The sequence below is a fragment of the Crateriforma spongiae genome, assembly GCF_012290005.1.
Lineage (GTDB): Bacteria > Planctomycetota > Planctomycetia > Pirellulales > Pirellulaceae > Crateriforma > Crateriforma spongiae.
Genome location: NZ_JAAXMS010000002.1, coordinates 742,986 through 768,339 on the forward strand (window position 1 = coordinate 742,986; position 25,354 = coordinate 768,339).

Here is a 25,354-nt window from a genome sequence, read left to right on the forward strand (position 1 = left end):
TGGACGATTCGCACCGTCCCCAACCCCCGCACAGGCTTGTCCGATCCACCGGACAAGCCTGTTTTTGTTTCCCCCCACACCCCGTAGGTGGTTCAACCCCACGAAACACAGCGAGCACCCCGGTCTCCGACGCTGCCGAAATTTCGTCAAAAAGCTTCAATTTGATCCGCCCGGTCATCTAGGATGGTGACTCATCCCCACACCCCACCTTCATCCTGCCCGTGCATGCCATGCCGCCCCGCCCCAAGTTCGATCGGCTGAGTGATCGTTTTGTTGCCGCTTTGATCGGGATCACGCTGGCCCCGCTGGGATGCATGTCCGCCGCCCATGCACAGCCCGGCGGCCCCGCCGTCGTGATCGTCCAAAAGGTCACCGAAGAAAAGATCGCGCCGTATCAAGAGTTCGTTGGCAGCGTGAAAGCCAACCGCCGCAGCGTCATCGGCAGTGCCGTTGACGGACGCGTCGAACAGTTCATGGTCGAAGCCGGCGATCCGGTCGCCGCGGGTGACGAACTGGCTCAGCTGCGCACACGAACGATCAGCCTGGAGATCGCCGCGGCCAAAGCCGAACTGAAGCTTCGCGAAGCGGAACTGCAGGAACTGAAAAACGGCTTGCGAGACGAAGAAATCCAGTTGGAACGCGCCAAGTCGCAAGCCGCAAACGCCGCAAACGCCTACGCACAAGCAAAGCTGAAACGATTCGAATCGCTATTCAAATCTTCGTCCGGCGTGTCTCGTGACGAATACGAATCGTCACGAGCCGAGGCCTTGGCGGCCCAAGCCATCGTTGAACAGACCGCCGCCAGTCTGGCATTGGCCGAACAAGGCACACGCCAAGAACGCATCGAACAGGCCGCCGCCCGCGTGACGGTTCAACAAGAAATCGTGGCGAACCTGGAAGATCGAAAAAAGAAGTACACCGTCAAATCGCCTTTCAACGGTTTTGTCGTTGCCGAGCTGACAGAAACCGGTGCCTGGGTTCGACAAGGCGACGCGGTAGCCGAAGTCGTTGAGATCGATCCGGTGGAGATTGAAGTCTTTGTCCCCGAATCGCTGGTTAGATTCACACAAGACGGCGACACAGTCACGATCCGCATCGACGCATTGCCGGACGAAAAGTTTCAAGGCACCGTGACGCGAATCGTTCCGCTTGCCGATGACCGCAGTCGATCATTCCCCGTCCGCGTATCCGTCCCCAATCCTGCCATTAACGGACGGCACCGACTGCTGCCCGGCATGTTGGCGCACATCGCTTTGCCCATCAGCGAACCTAAGAACGAATTGATGGTTCACAAAGATGCGCTGCAGATCAACGGTGACAAATCGATCGTGTTCAAGATCGTCGACAACAGTGCCGTCCCCGTCCCCGTGCGATACGGAATGGCGGATGGATTCAAAATCGCCGTTCATCCGCTGGTGTCCGGCCAGCTGGCCAGTGGGGATGCCGTCGTCGTGATCGGCAACGAACGGTTGCGCCCCGGACAACCAGTCGTTGCCACCGAGCAGGAGGAAGACCAGGAGTCCAAAGAACCGGCCCAATAGGCTGATCACGCTTTTCGAACCGCAGCGGCATTCCCCCGCCCCGCCCCACCAAATCCCCCCCCGCCATCCTTCATGCATCCGATCGAAGCCTGCGTTCGCAACCCCGTGAAAGTCGCCGTCGGCGCACTGTTGTTGATCCTGTTCGGCGTGATCGCCGTGCTGACCATGCCAATGCAGTTGATCCCCGAAGTCGAAACACCGACTTTGACGATCGAAACACGTTGGCCCGGCGCCAGTCCACAAGAGATCGAACGCGAGATCATTCAGGAACAAGAAGAGCAACTAAAAAGCGTCGAAGGCGTTCGCAAAATGACCAGCGAATCGGCGGATTCGTCCGGCACGATACGCCTGGAATTCCTGGTCGGCACGAACATGGAAGAATCGCTGTTGAAGGTCAACAGCCGGCTTCAACAGGTACCGGAATACCCGGAAGAAGCCGACGAACCGGTGATTTCCACCAGCAGTTCATCGGATCGACCGATCGCTTGGATGATCCTTTCCGCGATCCAACCGACCGAAACACAAATTCGACAAGCCGCCGTCGACCATCCGGATGTCAAACCCGCGGTCGACCATATTTTGGCGACCAGCATTCCGGGCCTGCGGCTGATGCGACTGCGCGTGGCGGCCAAAGATCATCCGGCACTGAAGGAACTGCTGCCACCGGATTTGAATATTCCCGGCATGCGTCGGTTCGCCGAAGACTTCATCGAAGCCCGATTGGAACGCGTCGATGGTGTGTCCAATGCCAACGTTCTGGGCGGATTGGAAGAAGAACTGCAGGTGATCGTCGACCCGCAAAAATTGGCATCGCGCCGATTGACCATCGAAGACGTTCGCCGTGTATTGCGGAACCAAAACCAAGACACCTCCGGCGGCGATTTTTGGGAAGGCAAGCGTCGCTATGTGGTGCGGACGCTGAATCAGTTCGACAGCCCGGACCAAGTCGCCAGCCAGGTCTTGGACATGCAAAACGGTGCACCGGTATTCATCAGCGATGTTGCCGAAGTCCGCATGGGTTTCAAAAAGCCCGACGGCATGGTTCGCCGATTCGGCGAATCCAGCATCGCCTGCAATGCGCTGCGAGAAAATGGTGCGAACATCATGGACGTGATGGCGGGAATTCGACAGGCCATCGACGAACTGAATCGCGACGTGTTGAATCCGCGTCAGATGCAATTAACGCAAGTCTATGACGAAACCGAATACATCGATTCATCGGTTCAATTGGTCAACCAAAACATCATCGTCGGCGGCACCCTAACGATGATCGTGCTGATGCTATTCTTGCACCTTCAAATTCGAACGCTGCTGCTGGCACCATTGATTGCGGCAACCAGTATTGCCGCAATGACGATCGATCCGCGTTTCTTTATTGTGACCCTGATCTTGATCGTGATCACCGGATTTTGGTTCGCACGCGGTGCGTTGGTGGTCGGCTTGGCAATTCCGATCAGCGTCATCGGAACCTTTTTGCTGCTGAACCTTTGGGGCCGATCGCTGAACGTGATCAGTCTGGCCGGCATGGCCTTCGCCGTCGGCATGTTGGTCGATAATGCCGTGGTCGTGCTGGAAAATATTTACCGGCATTTCCAGGACGGTGAACCACCCTTCGTCGCCGCGGTCAACGGAACCAAAGAAGTCTGGGGCGCGGTGCTGGCGTCGACGCTGACCACCCTGGCCGTGTTCCTTCCGGTGTTGTTTGTCCAAGAACAGGCCGGACAACTGTTCCGTGACATCGCTTTGGCTATCAGTGCCGCAGTCGGGCTATCGTTGATCATCAGCATCACGCTGATTCCCACCGCAACGGCGCGACTGTTACAGCGCGATCCAGATGCGACGAGTGAATCTTCCGGTGGAAACCATGCCACGCCGTCACGTCGTCGCCGTCTATTGGATCCACTTACCCAGTTGGCCGACCAAGCCGTGGCGGGCATCGTTGCCATCAATCGCTGGATCCAACGGACGTGGCTGCGCCGGATTGCTCTGGTCGTCGGTTTGCTGGGCGCCGTGGTTGTTTTGGCGATTTCCATGTGGCCGAAAGTCGAATACCTGCCAACCGGAAACCGCAACCTCGTCTTCGGCATCGTGATGCCACCGCCCGGATACAACCTGGACAAGCTAAGCCAGATGGGCGAAATCGTCGAAGATCACCTGCGTCCATATTGGGATATCGATGACGAGGCAATCGGCCAGCAAGATCGCGAATTTCCAGCGATCTATGACTTCTTCTATGTCGCCCGCGGCCGAAGCGTGTTTATCGGCATCCGGGCGGTCGACCCGACGCGTTCCGGCGAATTGGTTCCGCTGATGCAGGCGGTCGGCCCCAAGTTGCCCGGCACATTTGTCGTTGCCAAGCAGTCCAGCTTGTTTGAGCAAGGCCTGACCGCAGGCCGGACGATCGATGTGGAAATCACCGGGCCGGAACTGGAACACCTGGTCGGTATCGGCGGTCAAATCATGGGCCAAGTGATGAACCCGAATGATCCGGTCATTCCCAACGCCCAAGCGCGCCCGGTACCCAGCTTGGACTTGAACAACCCCGAGGTCCACATCCGGCCCAAGCTGATCCAGGCTCAACAAATGGGTGTCGATGCGACCGCGCTGGGGTACAGCGTCAACGCATTGGTCGATGGTGCGTTCGCCGCCGACTACTTCGTTGGGGGCGACAAGATCGATCTGACGCTGATGGGCAGCCCCGAGCGTGCCAGCCGTTCCCAGGATTTGGCGGCCCTGCCGATTGCCACCCCGGGCGGCCAGTTGGTTCCCTTGTCATCGCTGGCCGAGATCAAATTGTCCAGCGGTCCGGAACAAATCAATCACCGCGAACGCCAGCGGGCCATCACGATCGAAGTTTCACCGCCACCGGAAATGGCACTGGAAGACGCACTGAACCGTATCGCCACTCAGGTCATCGACCCGATCGAAGCCTCGGGACAATTGGACGGAGGATACCGAATCGGCCTTTCGGGCACCGCCGACAAACTGCGCGACACATGGCTGGCCCTGCGATACAACGTGCTGCTTGCGTTGTTGATCACCTATCTGTTGATGGCCGCCCTGTTCGAAAGTTGGATCTATCCGCTGGTGATTATTCTTAGCGTCCCTCTGGGTGCCGTTGGCGGTCTGCTGGGACTGAAAGTCTTGGGGTACTACCTGCAGTGGCAAGGCCAACCGCCTCAAGCCTTGGATGTGTTGACGATGCTGGGCTTTGTCATCTTGATCGGAACGGTGGTCAACAATGCCATCCTGATCGTTCACCAATCGCTGAACTTGATGCGAGACCAGGGCTACGATTCGCGCGCGGCGATTCTGGAAAGCGTGCGAACACGCATCCGTCCGATTTTCATGACAACAGCGACCACGGTGCTGGGACTTTGCCCGTTGGTGTTGTTTCCCGGTGCCGGAAGTGAACTTTACCGCGGCTTGGGCAGCGTCCTGCTGGGCGGACTCGTGATCAGTACCGTGTTCACGTTGGTCTTCGTCCCAACCTTGTTCCGAATCTTCATGGACCTTCGCCAAGCAGTTGCCCCGATCGGCTTGGCGAACCAGGCGATGGAAGGTGCGTCAAAGAAGCCGACGGCCCAAGTCGCCTGAACATCGGACGACGTAGCATCAGGCGCGTTATTCTGTTGCGGTTCCCCACCGTCTAAACCGCCAACCGAAGACCTGTCATGTCTTGTTCATCGTCCCTGTCATCAACCCCGCGGCCTTGGGCATCGAAGTCTTTGAGTTTCCCAACCGACGTGAAGGGAATCATGCCAAACAAATTCATGTTGCTCTTGTGCGTCGGGATCATCGCGTGGAGTGTTTCGAACATCGTGATCGCCGCTTCACCGGCGACCGATCCGCTTTCGCTGCATCCCGACAACGACCGCTATTTTCAATTTCGTGGCCAGCCAACGGTCTTGGTCACCAGCGGTGAACACTACGGTCTTTTGCTGAACAAGGCGTTCGACTACGAGGCCTATTTCAAAGAACTGCAGCGACATGGTTTGAATCACACTCGCATCTTCAGCGGCATCTATCGCGAGGTCCCCGAGTCCTTTGGGATCACCGAGAATCCGTTGGCGCCGACTCATGAGAACTATGTATGTCCGTGGCAGCGGACTGCCAAAAGTCACGCCGATGGTTCGCCAATCTTCGATTTATCCAAATGGGATGCCGGGTACTTCGATCGTTTACATCGCATGATGCAGTCCGCTTCCAAACACGGCATCGTCGTCGAATTTTGCATTTTCTGTCCGATGTATCGTCCCGTTTTATGGGACGTCAATCCGATGAACGTGCGAAACAACGTCAACAATGTTGGCGATTGTGGTTCAAAGCAGGTCTACACGGGCGAAGACAAAGAACTGTTCAAGGTCCAACAGAAGGTCGCCGAACGCTTGGTCGAAGCAATCGTTCCCTTTGACAATGTCTATATCGAAGTCTGCAACGAACCCTATTTCGGCGGCATCACCGATCGCTGGCAGAACATGATGGCCGATGTGATCGCCAAAAAATTACGGAAACTGTCGGCGCGTCACCTGGTCTCCGTCAACGTTGCCAACAAGACCAAAAAGGTAACCGATCCGCATCCCAACGTTTCAATCTTTAACTTCCATTACTGCCATCCACCGGTCGTGGTCGCCGAAAATGCACATCTACACGGAGTGATCGGTGAAAATGAAACCGGATTTCGTGGACAGGCCGATTTGTTGTACCGCACCGAAGGATGGGACTTTTTGCTTGCCGGCGGCGGCTTGTACAACAACCTGGATTACTCCTTCACGGTCAGCCATCCCGGCGGAACCCTGACGGATTATCAATCACCCGGTGGCGGCAGCGAACGTCTGCGAATGCAGCTTGGTTTTTTGAAGTCCCGGCTGATGGAACTTCCGCTGCCCGATATCCAAACGCAAGACGCAAAGTTTGCCGTTTGCCAGCGTGATGACATCGTGGTGTCCGCCATTGGGAAAGCGGCCAACGCCTATCTGGCCTACGCCCACGTCAAACTGCCGGGAAAAATCAAAGACCAGCCATTGGGCGATTTCAAGCAAACCATCAGCGATTTAACCCTGAATCTCCGTTTGCCAAACGGCGACTACCGCGTGCGGCAATGGGATCCCAAGACGGCCAAGCTTCTAAGCGAATCACAGCTTCGCGTGAAGGATCGGGAAACATCCCTGCAACTGAACGACTTCCAAACAGACACCTGCCTATCGATTCGACGTCAGGATTCTAAAAACTCCCAACGCTGAAACGCCTGTTCCAGTTCGGATTGCCACTGTTTCAAATTCTCCGAATCCTGCGCGAGCTCGTCAGGGTTCTTTTTGTAATAGTCCGCATCCGCCATTGCCTGGTGCAGTTGCTCGATCTGCCCTTCCAACATTTCGATTCGTTCCGGCAACTGTTCCAGCTCTCGCTTTTCCTTGTAGGACAACTTGCGCGGCGCATCGGCACTGGCCGAAGAAGTCTCTTGTTTCGGCTTGTTGTTTGACTTGGTTTCTGATTTACCCGATGACTTTTTAGATTCGGAAGTCGAGGCAACGGTGCGTCGTGCGACCGCGTCCTGCCAATCGTCATAGCCGCCCACGTATTCACGAACGCCCTCGTCTTCAAACACGATCGTGCTGGTCACCACGTTGTTCAAAAAAGACCGGTCGTGACTGACCATCAAAAGCGTTCCGGCGAACTCCGCCAACTGTTCTTCCAGCAACTCCAATGTCTCGCTATCCAGATCATTGGTCGGTTCGTCCATGACCAAGACATTGGCGGGACGTGTCATCAGCTTGGCAAGCAATGCCCGATTCCGTTCGCCGCCGGACAAAAATTTGACTTGCGTTCGCGCCCGTTCCGGGGTGAACAAGAAATCCTGCAAGTAACCCAAAACGTGTTTGGTGTTTTCGCCCAACCGGATGCGATCGCTGCCTTCCCCCACATTTTCCTGGACGGTCTTTTCAGGATCCAACGTATCACGCAGTTGATCGAAATAGGCGACCTGCAGATTGGTTCCCAATCGAACGTTGCCCTCATCAGGCGGCAACTGTCCCAACAAGATTCGCAACAGCGTCGTCTTTCCCGCACCGTTGCGCCCGATGATTCCGACCTTGTCGCCCCGCATGATGGTCGTACTGAAGTCCTTCAGGATTGTGCGGTCGTCGTAGGCGAACCCGACCTTTTTGACCTCCGCGACCAACGCGCCCGACTTGTCACCTTGTTGCAAGTTCAGCTTGGCGGTGCCTTCCGCTTTGCGTCGCTGTTGTCGCTGCACTCGCATCGCCTTCAAGGCACGCACGCGGCCTTCGTTGCGAGTCCGGCGTGCTTTGATGCCTTGGCGTATCCAAGCTTCTTCCTCCGCCAACTTCTTGTCGAACAACGCATCCTGTTTTTCCTGGGCCTCAATGGCGGCTTCTTTCCGTTTCAAGAACGTCGCATAGTCACACGACCAATCAAACAGCTGTCCGCGATCGATTTCCCAAATTCGGGTCGCCAAGTTTTGCAGGAACGTCCGGTCGTGGGTGATGAACACCAGGGTGCCGGACCATCGCTTTAGGAACTGTTCCAACCACAAGATCGACGGAATATCCAAATGGTTGGTCGGTTCGTCCAACAACAGAATGTCGGGCCGACTTGCGATCGCGGCCGCCAGCAAAACGCGACGTTTCATCCCGCTGGATAGCGTTGCAAATTGCTGTTGGCCATCCAGCTGAGTTTCGGTCAACGTGCGTTCGATTTCATGTTCCCACCGCCACTGATTCTCCCCATCCCAGGCATCGACGCTGGCATCGGCCTGCTTTAATTCCTGGCGAACGCGATCGACGACCACATCGTGAACGGTGCCCTGCAATTGCGATGGGACATCTTGAACCAAACGAGTGACTTTCAAATTCGGCTGACGCGTGATGTCGCCCGAATCGGGTGTGACCGATCCTTCCAGAATTTTCAGCAACGTGGTTTTACCAGCGCCGTTGCGTCCCAGCAGTCCAATTCGCTGGTCCGCTGCGATGCGTGCGGACACTTGGTCCAGCAACAAGGGGCCTCGGTATCCGATGGAAAGATCCGTAAAGGAAAGTAATGCCATGAACGCAATTTGGTCGGTTAACGTCGATAGTCAAAAGAAGACGAACTCGGACGGACTATTCTTGGTCCATCGATTCGCGAAACAGGCCGGCGATGACGTCTTCCAATGGCGGGTCTTCCACCGCGACGTCCTCCACCGGATGTTCGGCCAAGGCTTGGGCCAGCACCTTGGGGACTTCGGCCCGCGGCATTCGCAATCGCACCTTGGGCCAATTGCAATCCAAGACCTCGCCCCACTTGGACAACATTGTCGGCTGGTGGCCTTCGGGGAACTGCAGCGTCACGATCTTTCGCCCGCTGAATTTGTCAATGATGCCGGACAGGGAACCATCATATTGAATGGTCCCCTTGGCGATCACCACGACCCGCTTGCAAAGCGCCGCGACGTCCTTCATGTAATGACTGGTCAATAGAATCGTGATCTTGCGTTTCTCTTGATAGAACCGCAAGAACTGTTGAATGTTGTGCTGGGCGATGACGTCCAAACCGATCGTCGGTTCATCCAAAAACAACACTTCGGGACTGTGCAACAGAGCGGCGATCAATTCCATCTTCATGCGTTCGCCCAGCGAAAGTTCCCGGACGGGATTCCCCAGCAAACGACGAACGTCCAGCAATTCAGTCAGTTCATCCAGGGTGGTCCGGAATTGGTCGTCGGGGATGCCATAGATCTGTTGATGAAGCCGATAGGATTCTTGCGCCGGCAAATCCCACCACAGCTGATTCTTTTGGCCCATCACCAAAGCGAAGCGTCGCCGATAATCGTTTTCGCGTTTCCATGGGACGTGGCCCATGACCGTTGCCGTGCCGGACGTTGGATTGATCACACCGCTTAGCAACTTCAACGTCGTCGTCTTACCCGCACCGTTTGGGCCCAGAAAGGCAACGAATTCGCCCTGGGGGACCGTCAAGTCGATCCCGCGGACCGCTTCGACTTCCGTGTATTCGCGGCGGAACAGCCCTTTCATGCTTTCGCGCAGCCCCTCGCGTTTGCGATAAACGCGGTACGATTTCGTCAGTCCCGAGACTTCGATGATGGGCATTGGCGGGCTGGCAACTTGTGTTGGAGATCCGGTGGACGACGGCCGGACCGTCAGGATGGATTGCGGCAAAGGGGGTCATCAATGACGCCCGACTGACGATTCAATGGCCATTTCTTTATCATGTTCCCCACCGATCGTCGATTCGCCATCGCGACGCCCGGAATGCTTGCCCCCCTGATTCTTGTTTAAGATCCGCAACCACGGTCCCCCCATGAGCCCCCGCCCCCCGTTTCGCGTCGGATTGGGATACGACAGCCACCGACTGGGCAACGGCGGCCCCCTGCGGATCGGCGGAATGGACATTCCCGCGGAAGTCCACGCGATCGGCCACAGCGACGCGGACGTCCTGCTGCACGCGATCACGGATGCATTGTTGGGCTCGGTGGCTGCTCCGGACATCGGTCGCCTGTTTCCCGACAACGCCGCAGAAAATCGTGGACGCAACAGCAGCGATTTTGTCGCCGAAGCAATGCATCGGGTCCGATCGGCCGGATACGAATTGGTCAACATCGATGCGGTGATTCTGGCCGAACGTCCTAAAATGGCGCCGCACATCGATGATCTGCGACAGACCATCGGACGCATGCTGGACTTGCCAACCGACGGGGTGGGCTTGAAAGCCAAGACAGGGGAAACCGTGGGCGTGATCGGTCAGGGCGCGGCAATCGCAGCCCGCTGCGTCGTCATGATCCAAGTGCGAACATCAGTCGGCTGAATCGGCATCGTTCGAATCGGGGATCTTCGGTTGCCGGATACTAATGGATGCTGGTTCACTGTCGATTCGCTCAATCGCCCAGCGACACGCCGCATCGATGGAGACGCGTTGCCAGATTTCGCCCACACCAAACTCGACCAACGGCAAAGACTGTTGATCCCGCAAACGGCCAACAGTCACCGCCGATGCAAAGATCATTAAGGGGTGGTCGGGGTCGACGGCACGAATTTGTGCCATCGATTTGCGGACCTGTGCCATCACCGCATCGGGGACCGGTTGGTCTTCATAGATTTTCCCCAACGCCCACATCGACGAAGCCCGAACCATCGGGTGATAGCCGCGTCGAACGAAAAACAACAACAGATCCGTTCCCGACTCGTAACGGTGCTGCCCAAAAACTTCGGCCAACTGAGCCAATTGCTTGCTGCGGTCCTGGTCATAAGGGTATTGGGCTTCGGATTGTGGCAACATTTTCTGGCGAAACGCATCCATGTACGCGGCTGCTTGCTGACAGTCCGAATCGCTGCCGCCGGACTGTTTGATCGCCCATGCCGCGGTGACGTAGACACTGGGCACCGGATGTTCCAGCAGCGTGATGTACTGGGCAACCGCGGGTCGGTGCCCCAAGCTGACCAGTCCCAAAATCGATTGTTCGGCCGCCTGCCAGTGTGGCGATTGCAATTGCTTTGACAACGCGTCGATGATGTTCGATCGCCAAGCTTCGTCGGATGCAGTATCGATCAGATGACGCAAAGCGTCCTGCCGGATTTGCGGTACCGGATCGGCCAGAGCCGTCACGACGGCATTCAACGATGGTTCGTCCACCGGATCACGCAACAGTCGCAAACACAGCAGACGCAAATCGGTCTCACGCCGACCGCCGTCTTGATGGAACGCGATCGCATCGGCAGCCAACTGCCTGGCAACGTCGGTTTCGTGATCCGCCATGCCTTGCAACGCAATGGTCGAAGCCCCGCGAACATCGGCGTCGAAAATTTGGCGACGCTGGCGGGCCGCTTCCTCCGACGCATCGCCGCGCAACAAAAGTGCGGCGACATTCTGGTCAACAACGGTCCCCGCCCCACGCTGTAGATCCAACAGCGAATCGACACGATCGGTATGTCCGGTCGGTTGCACCGCCGCCAGTGCAATTGCCGCTTGCAAGCGAACCGCATCCGGCTGTTTTCGATCCAGCCAAGGGCGGATTCGCCGCGCATCATCAGACGCTCCAAGTGCGGCAATGCCCTGCAGCGCCATCACGACGTGCCCCGCCGGACTGTCGTTTGAATCCAAAACGCTGCGCCAATAGGGATTTGCGCAAGACTGACCGGCGTTAATCAGCTTTTGTTGTGCTTGACCGGAAAGGTAAGGGTCTTTGACCGCAATTTCCCACATTTGTGCGGCTTGTGATTGATCCAACGCACCGTGCATCGCAATGCCCATCCATTGGCGTTGAGCCAGCGAATGCGTCCGGTTCGCCGCCGCGCGTCGAAGGGCCAAACGCGTCACCGACGCGGGCAACCACTGGCCCCGTTCCGGATCCTGCAGCCCCAGGTATTCTTCTTCGCGAATGACCTGCAACATCCGCTGTCGCAAACTTTCACGCTGTTCAGCCGGCAACTGATCCCACTGGTCCAGAACGGCGTCATCAGGAAACAAACGCGTGTTCGGATAATCGGGTACGGGCAAAGGGACTTGGACCGGCAAATCATTCAACACATCAAACGTGACCTCCGCGACGGATGCCGACACATCATCCTGCGCTGGCAAAGACCGCGAAAAAACAACCGCCGACACGATCCATCCGGCCAACGGAATCCAAAGCATGGCGGACAGGGAGTTGCCCTGCCGCTTTGCGATCATCTTCATTACCGTTAATCCATACGTGTCAAACGGACGCACCGGAGCCAAACCAAACCGCTGGCGATCACGGTCACACCAAGTCCAACGATCCACGCCGTGGGGACCAATTGATAATCCTCAAACCCGGGTGTTTGAATTTCTGCCAACGCCGCGGCCGCCGGATTGATCGACAGGACCGCTTGGACAAATCCGTGTCCGAACGGACGGTCCTGCGCCGACCAAACCAACAACGTTCCGGCAAAGACCAACAGCAAGACCAAGTAATTGATCGCCGTCGCGGTGGCGGTCCGACGATTCATCGCACTGACGCAAAGGCTGATCGACAAGACCACCAACGCGGTGATTCCCAGACAGACCAAAACACGTTGAACCTGTGGCACCAGCGTGGGCTGGATCATGATCATCACAAGGTAGCCGGGCAACGTCGCCATCAAAATCAACAACAGCGTCCAGACCACGCTGAAGACCTTCCCGCTAAGAATCCGCACCATCGACATCGGCGTGGTCCGCAGGATGTCCCAGCCGCCACTTTCCAGTTCGCCGGCAATCTGGCTACTGGCCAAACTGGGGCCGATCAATACCAGCAACGCCATCTGGACGACGACCATGACGGTGGCCACCCTTTCGACGCCCCAACTGACCGTTCCCGTGGTGGCCACCACGGCCAACGTCATCGACAGCACGGCGCACACCGAAACCAAACGCAACAACCAGTGCATACGCCCGAATCGCCGGGTGCGAAATTCTTTGACCATCACCGGATTCAGCCACCGGGGAATCCCGCTGCTGCGTCGATTGGGATCCACCAAGAAAGCGAAACGTCGAATGATGCGAACCCACCGCGATTGATCATCGGTCACGGTCCCCGTCGACCGCGACCGATCGACCGCTGACGATCCCAAACGCAGAATCGTCAACAACGAAAACACCGCCGCACCGGCCAGACATAAAACCAAGTATCGCACGACCACACTGGCCAGTGTTCCGGTCGCATCGCCCACCGAAACGTCCATCGCACCGACCGCATACCGATCGCCGACAATCTGGCCGATCAACGGGATCGGACTGATCGAACGAATCCACCAACCGATCGTACCGATGGTCCCGGGCAGACGGGACAACACGGCACCGATGATCACCGATCCAATGGCGATCAAAACCATGGCCGCATAGCTGCCGCGCAGACTTGCATCGCTGGTCCGCGTCCGACTGCTGATCCACAACGACACCGCCGTATACAGGACGACGACGCCGAACAACGTCGCCAACAAAGGTGCAATGTGCTGGACCAGCGAAACGCCGCCCATCGCATAGCTGGCGGTCAACGCCGGCAAGGTGGCGGTCAATAACACGACCGCCACCACGACGTTCGCCCAAAACTTGCCAAAATAGATGTCCGCCACACGAATCGGTGAATGCAACAGCATCGCTAGTGTTCCCTGACGCCATTCGCGAACGATGGACGTTGCCGGGAACGCGGGCACGGCCAACAAGGTCGCCGTCAACATCGCATACGCCAGCGGACGAAACACTTCGAAAGAACGTTGGCTCATCATGTCGGCCGATCCCGCCGATGGCCAACGCAACAGGACCAGACCGCCGGTGAAAAAGGCGATCGCCATCGCCGCTGCCAAGGTCTTTCCCGAACGAAATTGTCCGCGAACTTCGCGAACCAACACCGGTCCACCCAACATCAGCTGGCCGCCTTTGCATCGTCAGCGACCGAATCATCATCGCCCGCGCGTGTCACGCTGACGAATGCATCCTCCAAATCGCTGGGAACTTCGCGGAACTGGGCCACGTGGATGTCGCGGGTGACCAGTTCTCGCAGCAAATCCGCCAATGCTCGTTCGGTACGGTTCGTTTCCAAACGCACCAACGATTGACCGGTCATGACCGTGACGATTTCGTCGTCGTCTTTCCATCCTTCGATCCAATCGGCCGCCTGTTGTGCCTGGGCCTGATCCAACAACTGGACTTCGAAGGTTTGCCGCGGACACAACTCCTTCATCACCGAATCCAGTGACCCGAACGCTCGCAACTTCCCGCCGGTCAGGATCGCCACGGTGTTACAGATGCGGGATAGTTCGGGCAAAATGTGGCTGGTCACGATCAGCGTTTTCCCCATCGCGGCCAAGTTCAACAGGATCTCGCGCATCTCGATTCGCGCTTGTGGGTCCAGGCCGTTGGCCGGTTCGTCCAAGATCAGGACCTCGGGATCGTGCAACATGATCCGCGCGATCCCGACGCGTTGTTGCATGCCATGGCTAAGCGATTCGACAAATTTGTCCTGCATGTAAGTGCAGTTGGTCGTGTCCATCACCTCGGCGATGCGTTGTTTCCGTTGGCGTGGCGGCAACCCATAGACTGCGGCAAAGAAGTCCAAGTATTCGCGGACACGCATGTTGTCGTACACGCCGAATTTATCGGGCATATAGCCGACGGCGCGTTTGATTTTCTTTGATTGCCCGGTGCAATCGATGCCGGAAATGGTTGCATGTCCCGATGTGGGTTTGGAAAGCCCCACCAAAATACGAATCGTGGTCGTCTTGCCCGCACCGTTGGGACCGATGAAGCCCAGGATTTGCCCGCGGTCCACGGAGATCGAAAGTCGATCCAGGGCCACAAAGTCACCAAAACGCTTGGTCAATTCATGGGTTTGGACGACCGCCGAGCTCCCGGCGGCGTGCACTCCCGCCGGCTCCGGCGCAACCGCCTGTGTTGTCGAATTCAATGGGTGACCTTCATTTGAAAAGCAAGTGAATCGTTTTCTGCTGGGCAAGACGCTTGCGGTCGTCCGCGCCAGTCGAATGGGGCTGACAGCAACGACGTTACCGATCGTCGTCGCTGGTCGCGTCGGCAGGCTTCGGCTCGAGTCCGAATTTTGGTCGTGTCGCAGGGTCGGCCCGCGTGCCGGAATCCTGGACGACACCACGCAGCCACCACTGCGGTCGTCGGATCTGCCAAGCCGGGTCGTCTTCGCCGGCCGAATCATCGCCGATGACGGCATTGCCAGGCAGGGCTTCAGGTCCATCGTTTGACGGCGGACGCTTGGCGGGTGACACGTCGAATTCCAAACGCAGTTCGCCGACACCGGGATGGTAAACCAAGTCGCCGGCCCCGACATCGATCTTCACCGTGCCGCTGGGTGCATCCAGTTTTGCAATCTGTTTTCGTTTTCCATCGGAATCCAACATCGTCAATGTCACCTCACGCATCGGTGCATCGATGTCCATTTGGAACTGTGCCGATGTCAGATCCAGGGGCAGCACAACCCTTGGGATTTGCCAACGCAGTTGCCAAGTCATCGGATCTTCTTCGGGCGCATGGCTTTCACCGTCGGCCATGATTTTGGTAAGCGATGTGCCCCATCCCGATTCGACGGATTCGACCTTGATCGTCGATGGTGGCAACCGCACCTGATCGCCCGGCGACGCGGGCAACAACCGCATCGACATCGCACACAATGCTTCGCCGTTGATCCTGGCGTCGACACCGTCGTTCATCGGTTGTTCCCACGGCGGCGTCCAAGCCAGCACCAGCGGCGCAATGCGTGGCGTTTCATCGTCTCCGAAAATGGTCCGATCACGCTCGCGGATCAGCGTTCGGTAAGCTTCTTGGTGACTCTGCTGAGTCTGATTCAGCAACCCCGATGCCAGTCGGAACTGCTGCGGGGCGTCCGCATCGGCGGGCAACACCCAAACGTCGTCCGCTTCCGCATCACGAACCAACGCATGCACCCGAGCGGGTGGCAAAACAATGGCCGGGTCATCGCCGGGACCGGGCAAGCCTTCGGCTAAGCGAATTTCCAATCCACGCTGGGTAAGCCTTCCGATCGCCTGCCCGGATCCGGCCGGGACCGAAAGACTGGCACCGATCGACTGCAGCCCGGTCGGCCAATCAGCGATGCTTAGCCGACGTTGGTGCGTCATGTCGGTCCAAACCACCGGCGACTGTGTCGACTGGCCGCCGAAGGGCCGCAAGCTTTCTGCGTCGTCGACCGCTCGATCCATGCTGCCGCCGTCGCGAAAGTACAGCACACTGGATTGATCCAAGATGGCTTGGTCGCGGTCCGGTTGCAGCATCGCGAACTGAGCATGTGCCAAGGTGTCCGGCACGCTTTTCCGCATCGACATCGACGCGATTGCAAGCGGTGCGCTGGCGATCACCGCCGTCAGCGGCAGGCTCCACAACGAGCGCTCGGCCACCCCCTGGCGGGCCCAGTAGCGGGTCACGCACCAACCACCAACGATGAACGTTGCCAACGATGCCAAGACCGCCCACCGCGATGCCACCGGATAACCGACGTGGATCGCGGCGGCCGTGGGCGAAACCGACGGCGGCGGCTGACGATTGCGTGGCTGTTGAAACAGACTGACGATGGGGATCGCCGCGGCGTTGGGCTGGTACGGCGGGTTGTACGCGATGTCGTAATTCGGTGGATACGGTTCATACCAGGCGGATGCGTCGGCCATCGTCAACCAGACTTCGCCCCGCCCAACACGGACCCGAACGGCCGCCGGCCAATCATCGATCCAATGCGTGACTTCGCCGCCGGATTGATGAATTTTGCGCAGGGTCATCGGATGGTAGCGCTGAACCCGCAGCGGATGCGTGTCCATGTCGGGCCGCAGTTTGGTGCGAAAGTCAAAATCATTCCGTTGGACTGTCCCCATGTCGGTGGCCTGCCACAGATCACCGATCAATGGTGCTATCGCAGCCACGCTGATGCGGTCCAGCGACACCCACGCCTTTCCACCATCGGCCAGCCAGCGACGCAAAACGGCGACACCGTGGGGATCGTTCAGTCCCGAGGCGTCATGAATGAACAAGTTGTCGATCGCATCCCAGCGACGAAAATCTCTGGGCAAACGTTCCAGGTCCAAGACCAAGCGGCTTTGCTGGTCCAATTCACGACAGGCGATCATCAGGTTGTATTCATGATCCAACTGGTCCAATCGCCACTGCCAGTCCTCGGCCGGTGTCGGTGCCAGCTTGGCCAACACCGCCGTCGCAACGATGTCTTCGCTTAACAGCAGGCGCAGGTCTTGGACCGCCCGCTGGGAATCATGCTTCAGCGGGACTTCGACGCCGTCGACGACTTCGGCCAAGGCGATCGAAAGATTCACATGAGTGCCACCGGCCAGATCGGGCAATTGCACCCACACTTCGTCGCGGGCGGTGAATCCGGATTCGATACGCCGCACCAATCGATAGGTGACGTCACCATGTCCGATCAGACGAACCGTCACGATGGCCGTCTTGGCCTTTGGCGCTGAATTGCTGATCAAAACGGGCATCGGCCACCAATGGCCCGGCATCGGTGGCGTGGGTGATGTGGCGGTCACCGGGGCCAATTTCAAACCGCCGTTTTCATTGACCGCCTCGAACGAATCGGGAACGCGGGACGGATCGACGTCCGAATCGCCCCGAACCACCCCCGCGATGACGATTGCGACCAGGCAAACAGACGCCGGACGGTTCAAACACGCAAAACGCTGAAGAAGGATTCCCGGCATGACAGACCGATCGGCAAAGCGGACAAGCGGACGGGCGTTCCATCGACATCCTGTGCGTGGCGGCCCGAATCGACCGGCCACGATAACCCAACGCCCGCGGGCGATGTTCAACGCAGTCACAGAATTCCCCGTGCTGCCCCAAGAGACCGCCGCCGTTTTTCCCCCCAGAATCGGCCTCTCCAGATCAGCCAAACGCCCCTATAATCCGCAAAACTTCACTTCGCCAAAAACGAACGTACAGACCACGGACGCCCTGGAAGACCGTTTTCGATGAGCACTGCGACCGCCAGCGACGCTTCGACCCCGACGACGCCCGCCGAGAAGCCCGAAATCCGCATCTACAACACGCTGAGCAAGACCAAGGAAGCGTTCCAGCCGCTGCGCCCGCCCAGCGTCGGCATGTACCTGTGCGGCCCCACCGTCTATGCCGAAGCCCACATCGGGCACATGGTCGGTCCGGTGATCTTCGACTGCGTCAAGCGTTTTTTGACCTACAGCGGTTACGACGTGACCTGGGTCGTGAACATCACCGATGTCGACGACAAACTGATTGCCAAAGGACGCGAACGTGGGATCCCGATGAGCCAGATCGCGGTGGAAATGACCGCCGACTATCTGGCGAACTTGAAAGAACTGGGCGTCAACCAGATCAATCATCTGCCCCGCGCCACCGACCACATGCCGCAAATCATCGCTTTCATCCAGACCCTGGAAGCGAAAGGGCACGCCTATGCCGTCGACGGCGACGTCTTCTTTGACGTCATGAAAGACCCCAGTTACGGCCAGCTGTCCAACCGCAGCGTCGACAGTCAGCAAGGCGAAGGCGGTGATGCCGCCGCCAAGAAACGGTCCCCCGGCGACTTCGCCCTTTGGAAGTCCGCCAAATCGGACGAACCCAGTTGGGACAGCCCCTGGGGCGCCGGCCGACCGGGATGGCACATCGAATGTTCGGCGATGAGCCACGAAATCCTGGGCGAAACCTTTGACATCCACGGTGGTGGCTTGGACTTGGTGTTCCCCCACCACGAAAACGAACGCGCCCAAAGCAGTTGCTGTCATGGCGCGCCCATGGTGAAGTATTGGATGCACAACGGCCTGATGCGGGCCGGCGAAAAAGGCAAAGTCGGCGGACGCAGCGATCGTGAATCCACCGCCGATGATGCACAGGGCAAGATCAGCCGCAGCAAAGGCGCCGGCGGGCTGGCCGAATTGATCCGACGCCACACCGGCGAACGCATTCGATTCTTCCTGTTGCGAACGCACTACCGCAGCACGATCGTCTTCGGCGAAGACGGGCTGCAAGAAGCCGGTACGGCATTGGAAGGCTTCTATCGCTTCTTCGATCGCTATGAACAAATCACCGGATCATCGTTCTATGATCTGCCCGCCGCCCGAACCCGCTTCGATGGCGGTGTCGCCAATCCCAAAGACGATGCACTGTTGAAAGACGTCGCCCAGTTGCGGTCAAAATATTTGGCCGCAATGGACGATGACTTCAACACCGGCGCGGCGATCAGCCAGTTGTTCGATTTGCTGCGGTTGCTGAACCGTCACATCGACACTCAAAAACTGGGCACGGCCGCACCGGCAAGCCCCGCCTTGGAAACGCTGACATCCGCGGCCACCGTGCTGCGTGAACTGACCTCCGTCTTGGGCCTGTTCCTGAAACCCGTCGCCGCGTCGGCAGGCGGTGACGACGGTGACGCCGAACTGTTGGACCACGTCATCGGGCTGCTGATCGACCTACGCAAGGAAGCACGCGCGAATAAAGATTATGCGATGGGCGACGCGATCCGTGATCGCCTGGGCGAAATCGGCGTCGCTTTGCTGGACAGCAAAGACGGCACGACCTGGGAAAAGAAATAACCCCGCGGCGCGGACATGGATGGCAAGCTGATCCTGGGGATCGACCCCGGGCTGAATACCACCGGTTACGCGGTCATCCGCCGGCTGGACGGGGCCGCGATGCACCTGTGCGAAGCCGGCGTGATCCGCAGCCGCCAACGTGACCCGATGGAAACGCGGCTGGCCGAATTGCACGCCGGTGTCTCGGAAGTGCTGCAGGCCCATCGCGTCGACTTGATGGCACTGGAACAGCTGTTTTCACACTATGAACGCCCACGCACCGCCATCCTGATGGGACATGCCCGCGGCGTGATCTGTTTGGCCGCCAGCCAAGCGGGGATTCCCGTCACGCACTTTGAACCCACACGGGTGAAAAAGGTGATCACGGGCAACGGTCGCGCACCAAAATCACAGATCCAACAGGCCGTCAAACTTCAATTGAACCTGACCGCGGTGCCCGAACCGGCTGACGTCGCCGATGCCATGGCCCTGTCGCTGTGTGGTCACTATCTGGGTTCAGGGTCGTTGGCCGAACGTTAAGGGAACCTAGAAAAGAAGGATGGATTGCGAAGATCAGCTACCATCCTCCACACCCTCCCGACGGGAAAACCTTCACGCCAGGTTTTCCCTTGACCACAACATCCGACTTGGCTTTCGTGCCGAATCTCGCCTCCGACCCTGGCGACATTCACCGCTGAAACGGAGCGTTCGAGTTCACGATCACTCCTTGGCGTCGACGAGTTTTTGAATCTCCGCTAACGAAAACTCCATCTTTCGAAAATCGGCCAAGTCCGTGTAGTTATCGGGCTTTTTCCAATAGAGCTGCGCATCGCTAAGTTTCTTCGCAAGTGTGTACTTTCGCTGCCCGTCTTCTGCCTCTGACTTCAAGCGAATCTCTTCCGTGGATTCGCACATGACGGGGACCCAACCCAATGCCGAATGCTTCTCCCAATCAAGACGTTGGTCAAACATGACTCTGGTCTTGCGATTCCCCGGCCGACTCATTCGCGTGATGTATCGCTCAGGAGACAGGGAATGCAATCCGAACTGCCAAAGATGAGATTCAATGCTTTTTGCATTTTGAAAAACCACGTTGATGTTGCATTGCGCTTCTGCCGGTGACGAAGAAACACGCAACTTGGTAGCCGCGCCGAAAGCTCGCCCCAAACGCAGGCGATACCGTTTCGAATCCAGGCATGTCGACAAAAAATCTCCCGTTCCGATGAAGCTCAGATTCGGACACCTCGCCTGACTCAAAGCCTCGTCGAAATCCCGATACGCTTGCGATCCGCGCCCTCTTCCTGCGATCTGCGTCCGCAATTCCGTGCCGTCAACAATGGTCGCTTTCCACCCCAGCTTCATCTTGTCGAGCTTCCCGACCATCGCACTCTCTGGATCAACACTTTCCTCCAACGCAACGAAGCAGCAAAAGTTTTCACCTTTGTCCATCCGAATTCGCCATCGGGTGGTCGACACTGGTGCAACCACATCGTTGACGACGACGGAGTTATCGACTCGTACCAGCAAGTCATATTCTTGAAAATTCGCCATCCGAATGGCGACGGCATCAAAGTACCCTTGAGCCTCTTCTCTCGCACCAGTTTCGTCCTGTGCCGTCGCAACCGATGCGCAACAGACGCCCAACACGAACAACGCCCCTAAGTTTTTCGTCATTTACCCTACCCTCAACAACGGCTGACCGATTACGCGATTCGACCTCCAGGCGGACAGGCCGCACCGCACTCTAATTCTTCCCTGGTTCCAAACATCCGGGACTCAAGATTGCATAAAAACGCAAAAACATTTATCGGAGTTTGAAAACCATAGGACTACAACTCAGCGCTCTACCATTCCGTCCCATTTGTATCTTTCGCCAACAGACAAACTTCTTCACCCCCACCAATTCGCAACCAAGCCTCGGCCAAAGTGGTTTTCACAGCCATCCTATCCAATCCACGCAGCATCCCCGCTGCACGGGATGGTTTCTGATCGACACCACCACAGCGTCGAAAACAGAAAACAGCGACGCATCACAAATCACCTTCTACTTCCGCGAGATACCGAACCACGTCCTGAGAAACAGGTAGCGTCACTACCCTTATGTTTTTGGCGCCGCTGACTTCACAGCGACATTCAAACCGTCTGTCTGCAGGCGCAGATCGCACCAATTCCATAGGCAAGTCAACGCTGTAATGAGTCAACTGCCCGTTTCGGCTTACAAGCACTGTTTTTAGAGGCTGATCACAATAACTTACTTTCAACAATGCTGGCCCTCCTTCTTCGGCGGATTGTTTTTGGTTGAGATCGAGCACCATCACAGCGGCCGATACGATATCGTCTTGGCTCGCCGTCTCATCACCATGCCGAATGAACCTTAGCTTTTTCGGAAATATGGAGATTGCCGACTTCTTGCTTATCGTGACAGGCAAAGTGCTGATGTGCCCCGTTTCGATGTTCTTGATGAATAGCTCATTAAACACAGTGCCTCGCTGAAGAACCGACTCCGGAATCTTCAACCGAAGCTTTTTTTCGTGTTCGTCGATGCTGACGTCTATCTGGTCAGTGGAGTCCGTTTTTCTAGCGAATCCGAAATCGATAAGATCCACAACCGACGAACGGTCGGCGAAGAACGACAATTCCGTGAAGTAATCCCCGGCCCCTTCCGGCACGCGGACATGGACGTCACTCGCGGTGAACCCAACGACACCGGTCAGTCCGTACCGCAGCTTTACCGACATTGAGGGAATCGCGTCATCGTGGCAAGTAAAAGTCGCCGTTTGCACAACGCGAGTCGGCCTTTGGACTGCTTCTATTTGCACACGAAATGTCAACGATTCGCCACTGGAAATCTCACCCTTCGCGGGCGCCACCGACAAACAGGCACAACCTGATTCAACGCGACTGAATCGAAGCATGCGATTGCCAACATTTCGAATGGTGACGATGCAATGAAGCAAAGCTGCTGGCGGGTGTTCACCTAGATCGATCTCACAGCGAGCAAGTGTGCCGCTATCCCCACCAATGTCCGTATTGTTGACGACCTTGATCGGCTCCTTGCGAACCGAGGGCCCGCGGTTTTCATTCATCAACTGGCCGGGATCATCCGCAACGCAGAATGAACCAACAATGAGCAACGCAAGAGACGTTGTTCGACGCAGGGTGGAGCACGTGAGAATAGACATACAACGACTTTGTCCCTTTGATGCGTTGAGACCAACAACTACGGAGAGGATTTATAGTAACCACACGGGGGGGGGGGGGGCAAGTTTTCTGGTCATTTAGCCGTTCGCCATTTAGAAAGCTGTCTCGTCGAGCCTATCGCTGCTAGATCACGCATCCGGAATTCCAGCCAATCGCCGGCGGTTCCCTGAAGGAGTCGACGAAACATTACCGTCGCCGGCGCGAACGCACGCTTAGGATCCAGTGCGCCCCGGTACCGGTTCGACACAGACACCTTTGACCGGCCTGCCCGAATTATCGCGGAGCGTCCTTGGTCTGAAGCCAGAATGAACGCAGCCGGGTCGACCTGCTTTTCGCCCTCGGCCCGGCGGGTTACAACGACCAGAAATCTCGGTTGCGGCCCCCGTGCCAACAGCGCCACGAATCCGTGCGGACAACACCACGCATGAAAAGTGGTTTTGGAGGCATCGATACGGTCATTGCCGAACGGTGAACACCGGCGCAATGGCGTCGACTTGATCGATGGCCAAGGTTATGCGTCCCGCTGTTTGCCGACGGTTCAGGTTACTGATGACTCGAAACAGACCAGTCGCTCAGAATAGACCACTGGATTGGCTGCCCGGCGTTGATCGGCGCAACGATCACCGCAGGTTCCAACGCCGCGTCCGCGCTCGGTAAGACAAGGAAGAATCGCTTTTATGATCGTCACCATTTCCGGCGAACTGACTCGGGTCGGTGAAACCGCCGTCGTCGTGGCTTCGGCCCCCTTTGAGTACGAAGTCTATGTGGGTGACTACACCCGACGACAACTGCAAAGCAAGGTCGGTGACCAGGTGCGTTTGCACACGCTGGACTACATCGAAGGCAATGCGGCCCAAGGCGGCCGGCTGACCCCACGGCTGATCGGGTTTTCGACCGAACCGGAACGTCAGTTCTTTGACTTGTTTTGCAGCGTTGACGGCGTGGGCGTCAAGAAAGCGCTGCGTGCGATGGTCCGGCCGGTGAAAGAACTGGCCGTGCTGATCGAACAACAGGACGCCAAATCCTTGTCCGCCCTGCCCGGCATCGGCCCGGCGACGTCCGAGCGGATCATTGCCAAACTGCGCCGAAAGATGCCTCGCTTTGCCCTGATCGTCGGGGGCGATGAAGCGGCGGAAGTCGGCGGCGATGGCGGACAAGTCGTCGGTGAAACCTTTGACGCATTGGTCGTGCTGGGGCACAGCGAAGCCGACGCTCGCAAACTGATCGACGAAGCACTGGCGACCGGCAAGAAGTTCAAGGACACCGAATCGTTGCTGACCGCGATTTACCAGCGACAGTCTTAAAAGCAGCTCTGCGACACTGGTGTTCCAGCGACACCCGCGTCCGAAAAAGCGGCGTTCCCGTGATTGCCCCTCGGCGAGACGGGAACGCCCGGTGCGTCCAATGACACGCCTGAACAGACGGCCTGCCTCGCGCCCTGATTGGCCGTCTGCACACCCCACCGGTTCGCATCGTTGACACGTTGCGACCTTGGAAGCATCATCGGATGTTCATCCCCCACCATTCGATCGGGGGATTCCCTCTTTCCGATTTCTTTTTGCTGATTGCCGGACACTGACAGTCCTAGCCCGGGGCAAACGTCACAATCAATGGGGCGATAACCTTAAGGCGATCCATGTAGGAATCGCGAGTGACGCCACACTGAACCCGTCGACAGTCAAACGACCGCCCGTCCCAACGCTTTTCTTTGTCTGACAGCTATGAACGATCCACAACCCGCACTGCAACTGTGGTCCGTGCTGACCAACCTGCCCGGCGTCGGCGTCAGTTTGATGGATGATCGGGGCGGATTGCTGTTCGTCAACGACGTGTCGATGGAGATGTTCTTTGTCGATCCGACCGTCGATTACCGCGGCAAGTGCATCGCCGACTTTCATAACGAAGACTTCGTCACCGAACGCTTGGCGCTGATCCGTCGCGTGCTGGACGAACAGAAACCGATTCGATTCCGGCACATCTATAAAGCCCGTCATTTGGAATCCAAGATTTGGCCGCTGACCAAATTGATCGCCCCCGACGACGAAGGATTGCGCGCCGCAACCGCGCCCCACTGCGGTGAACAGCAATCTGGCGATGACCGGGCCGCCGATCCATCGTTTGATTCCCACGTTTTGGTCGTCACGCAAGAAGTCGACCCCAGCGACCTGGGCACACCGGCCTCGTCCGGAGCCCCCGCCGAACCCCAAGATGGCCAAATCTCGGAATCGGAAAACAGCGAAGAAACCATTTTGAATTCCAACTTCATCGACCTGGGACCGTTGAACGTTCTCAGCCCGCGTGAACTGGAAGTCCTGGTCCTGCTGGGCCACGGCCTTAGCGTTCCCGACGTCGCGAAGTATCTGTTTCGCAGCCCCAAAACCATCGAACGTCACAAGACATCGATCGGCCACAAATTGCACCTGCAGGGCCAAGTCGCGATGACCCGGCTGGTGACACAGGTCGGCTTGGACCTGAAGCATGCCGCGCTGAAACGCTTGGGCGAGTCCGAATAGCCACGTGGTTCGCGGTCGCCACAACCGCCGCAAAGCCCACCGTCCATCG

16 protein-coding genes are annotated in these 25,354 nt (G+C 57.6%); 8 read left to right on the plus strand and 8 right to left on the minus strand.

What is annotated here, in order from left to right:
* Positions 1-230 precede the first annotated feature (230 nt).
* The 3 genes from HFP54_RS06930 to HFP54_RS06940 all read left to right on the plus strand — a co-directional run bounded on the left by HFP54_RS06930 (position 231) and on the right by HFP54_RS06940 (position 6,784).
* Positions 231-1,541 carry an efflux RND transporter periplasmic adaptor subunit gene (locus tag HFP54_RS06930; RefSeq protein ID WP_168564529.1) on the plus strand — a complete coding sequence of 437 codons (1,311 nt, stop codon included), beginning with the start codon at positions 231-233 and terminating at the stop codon, positions 1,539-1,541.
* A gap of 72 nt (positions 1,542-1,613) precedes the next feature.
* On the plus strand, positions 1,614-5,138 hold the full coding sequence (locus tag HFP54_RS06935) for an efflux RND transporter permease subunit (protein ID WP_168564530.1): 3,525 nt from the start codon (positions 1,614-1,616) through the stop codon (positions 5,136-5,138).
* 161 nt (positions 5,139-5,299) lie between these two features.
* Complete coding sequence (locus HFP54_RS06940) at positions 5,300-6,784, plus strand: cellulase family glycosylhydrolase (RefSeq protein ID WP_206036028.1); 1,485 nt, start codon at positions 5,300-5,302, stop codon at positions 6,782-6,784.
* Here the strand turns inward: HFP54_RS06940 and HFP54_RS06945 are convergent.
* Positions 6,757-8,607, minus strand: coding sequence for an ATP-binding cassette domain-containing protein (locus tag HFP54_RS06945; protein WP_168564532.1), 1,851 nt, complete (start codon positions 8,605-8,607; stop codon positions 6,757-6,759). The genes HFP54_RS06940 and HFP54_RS06945 overlap by 28 nt on opposite strands.
* 55 nt (positions 8,608-8,662) lie before the next feature.
* Positions 8,663-9,649 (minus strand): ABC transporter ATP-binding protein, encoded by a 987-nt coding sequence (locus HFP54_RS06950; protein WP_168564533.1) that lies wholly within the window; start codon positions 9,647-9,649, stop codon positions 8,663-8,665.
* A 211-nt stretch (positions 9,650-9,860) separates the two neighbouring features.
* On the opposite strand from HFP54_RS06950, the gene ispF reads away from it, so the two are divergent.
* Positions 9,861-10,364: a 2-C-methyl-D-erythritol 2,4-cyclodiphosphate synthase gene (gene ispF, locus HFP54_RS06955; RefSeq protein WP_146410388.1), complete on the plus strand. Its 504-nt coding sequence runs from the start codon at positions 9,861-9,863 to the stop codon at positions 10,362-10,364.
* Here ispF and HFP54_RS06960 read toward each other — a convergent pair.
* The 4 genes from HFP54_RS06960 to HFP54_RS25170 all read right to left on the minus strand — a co-directional run bounded on the left by HFP54_RS06960 (position 10,353) and on the right by HFP54_RS25170 (position 17,746).
* Entirely contained in the window at positions 10,353-12,233 is a 1,881-nt protein-coding gene (locus HFP54_RS06960; RefSeq protein WP_168564534.1) for a HEAT repeat domain-containing protein, read from the minus strand. The genes ispF and HFP54_RS06960 overlap by 12 nt on opposite strands.
* A gap of 5 nt (positions 12,234-12,238) precedes the next feature.
* On the minus strand, positions 12,239-13,921 hold the full coding sequence (locus tag HFP54_RS06965; RefSeq protein ID WP_168564535.1) for an ABC transporter permease: 1,683 nt from the start codon (positions 13,919-13,921) through the stop codon (positions 12,239-12,241).
* Positions 13,921-14,961, minus strand: coding sequence for an ABC transporter ATP-binding protein (locus HFP54_RS06970; RefSeq protein ID WP_206036029.1), 1,041 nt, complete (start codon positions 14,959-14,961; stop codon positions 13,921-13,923). The genes HFP54_RS06965 and HFP54_RS06970 overlap by 1 nt, the downstream gene beginning before the upstream one ends.
* A gap of 97 nt (positions 14,962-15,058) precedes the next feature.
* The gene (locus tag HFP54_RS25170; protein WP_206036030.1) at positions 15,059-17,746 is read right to left on the minus strand and encodes a hypothetical protein; all 2,688 of its coding nucleotides are present in this window, start codon (positions 17,744-17,746) and stop codon (positions 15,059-15,061) included.
* 270 nt (positions 17,747-18,016) lie between these two features.
* Here HFP54_RS25170 and cysS point away from each other — a divergent pair, with 270 nt between their 5' ends.
* Together cysS and ruvC are read left to right on the plus strand one after the other, a co-directional pair.
* On the plus strand, positions 18,017-19,612 hold the full coding sequence (gene cysS / locus HFP54_RS06975; RefSeq protein ID WP_146410384.1) for a cysteine--tRNA ligase: 1,596 nt from the start codon (positions 18,017-18,019) through the stop codon (positions 19,610-19,612).
* Positions 19,613-19,627: 15 nt separating this feature from the next.
* A complete protein-coding gene (ruvC, locus tag HFP54_RS06980) occupies positions 19,628-20,131 on the plus strand; it encodes a crossover junction endodeoxyribonuclease RuvC (RefSeq protein WP_197135799.1) in 504 nt (167 codons plus the stop codon).
* A 180-nt stretch (positions 20,132-20,311) separates the two neighbouring features.
* Here the strand turns inward: ruvC and HFP54_RS06985 are convergent, their stop codons facing one another.
* Positions 20,312-21,265, minus strand: a complete 954-nt coding sequence (locus HFP54_RS06985; protein WP_168564536.1) for a hypothetical protein — start codon at positions 21,263-21,265, stop codon at positions 20,312-20,314.
* Between the two features lie 356 nt (positions 21,266-21,621).
* Positions 21,622-22,773, minus strand: coding sequence for an Ig-like domain-containing protein (locus HFP54_RS06990; RefSeq protein ID WP_168564537.1), 1,152 nt, complete (start codon positions 22,771-22,773; stop codon positions 21,622-21,624).
* A 696-nt stretch (positions 22,774-23,469) separates the two neighbouring features.
* On the opposite strand from HFP54_RS06990, the gene ruvA reads away from it, so the two are divergent.
* Together ruvA and HFP54_RS07000 are read left to right on the plus strand one after the other, a co-directional pair.
* The gene (gene ruvA, locus HFP54_RS06995; RefSeq protein ID WP_146410380.1) at positions 23,470-24,096 is read left to right on the plus strand and encodes a Holliday junction branch migration protein RuvA; all 627 of its coding nucleotides are present in this window, start codon (positions 23,470-23,472) and stop codon (positions 24,094-24,096) included.
* A gap of 417 nt (positions 24,097-24,513) precedes the next feature.
* The gene (locus HFP54_RS07000) at positions 24,514-25,305 is read left to right on the plus strand and encodes a PAS and helix-turn-helix domain-containing protein (protein WP_235951309.1); all 792 of its coding nucleotides are present in this window, start codon (positions 24,514-24,516) and stop codon (positions 25,303-25,305) included.
* Positions 25,306-25,354: the final 49 nt, after the last annotated feature.

What these genes read in the sequence shown, in the direction of transcription:
- HFP54_RS06945 (WP_168564532.1), bottom strand. Translation starts at nt 8,607, where the DNA reads ATGGCATTACTTTCCTTTACGGATCTTTCCATCGGATACCGAGGCCCC.
- HFP54_RS06990 (WP_168564537.1), bottom strand. Translation starts at nt 22,773, where the DNA reads ATGTCTATTCTCACGTGCTCCACCCTGCGTCGAACAACGTCTCTTGCG.
- ispF (WP_146410388.1), top strand. Translation starts at nt 9,861, where the DNA reads ATGAGCCCCCGCCCCCCGTTTCGCGTCGGATTGGGATACGACAGCCAC.
- HFP54_RS25170 (WP_206036030.1), bottom strand. Translation starts at nt 17,746, where the DNA reads ATGCCGGGAATCCTTCTTCAGCGTTTTGCGTGTTTGAACCGTCCGGCG.
- HFP54_RS06960 (WP_168564534.1), bottom strand. Translation starts at nt 12,233, where the DNA reads ATGAAGATGATCGCAAAGCGGCAGGGCAACTCCCTGTCCGCCATGCTT.
- HFP54_RS06950 (WP_168564533.1), bottom strand. Translation starts at nt 9,649, where the DNA reads ATGCCCATCATCGAAGTCTCGGGACTGACGAAATCGTACCGCGTTTAT.
- HFP54_RS06940 (WP_206036028.1), top strand. Translation starts at nt 5,300, where the DNA reads ATGCCAAACAAATTCATGTTGCTCTTGTGCGTCGGGATCATCGCGTGG.
- ruvC (WP_197135799.1), top strand. Translation starts at nt 19,628, where the DNA reads ATGGATGGCAAGCTGATCCTGGGGATCGACCCCGGGCTGAATACCACC.
- HFP54_RS06930 (WP_168564529.1), top strand. Translation starts at nt 231, where the DNA reads ATGCCGCCCCGCCCCAAGTTCGATCGGCTGAGTGATCGTTTTGTTGCC.
- ruvA (WP_146410380.1), top strand. Translation starts at nt 23,470, where the DNA reads ATGATCGTCACCATTTCCGGCGAACTGACTCGGGTCGGTGAAACCGCC.
- cysS (WP_146410384.1), top strand. Translation starts at nt 18,017, where the DNA reads ATGAGCACTGCGACCGCCAGCGACGCTTCGACCCCGACGACGCCCGCC.
- HFP54_RS06965 (WP_168564535.1), bottom strand. Translation starts at nt 13,921, where the DNA reads ATGTTGGGTGGACCGGTGTTGGTTCGCGAAGTTCGCGGACAATTTCGT.
- HFP54_RS06935 (WP_168564530.1), top strand. Translation starts at nt 1,614, where the DNA reads ATGCATCCGATCGAAGCCTGCGTTCGCAACCCCGTGAAAGTCGCCGTC.
- HFP54_RS06985 (WP_168564536.1), bottom strand. Translation starts at nt 21,265, where the DNA reads ATGACGAAAAACTTAGGGGCGTTGTTCGTGTTGGGCGTCTGTTGCGCA.
- HFP54_RS07000 (WP_235951309.1), top strand. Translation starts at nt 24,514, where the DNA reads ATGAACGATCCACAACCCGCACTGCAACTGTGGTCCGTGCTGACCAAC.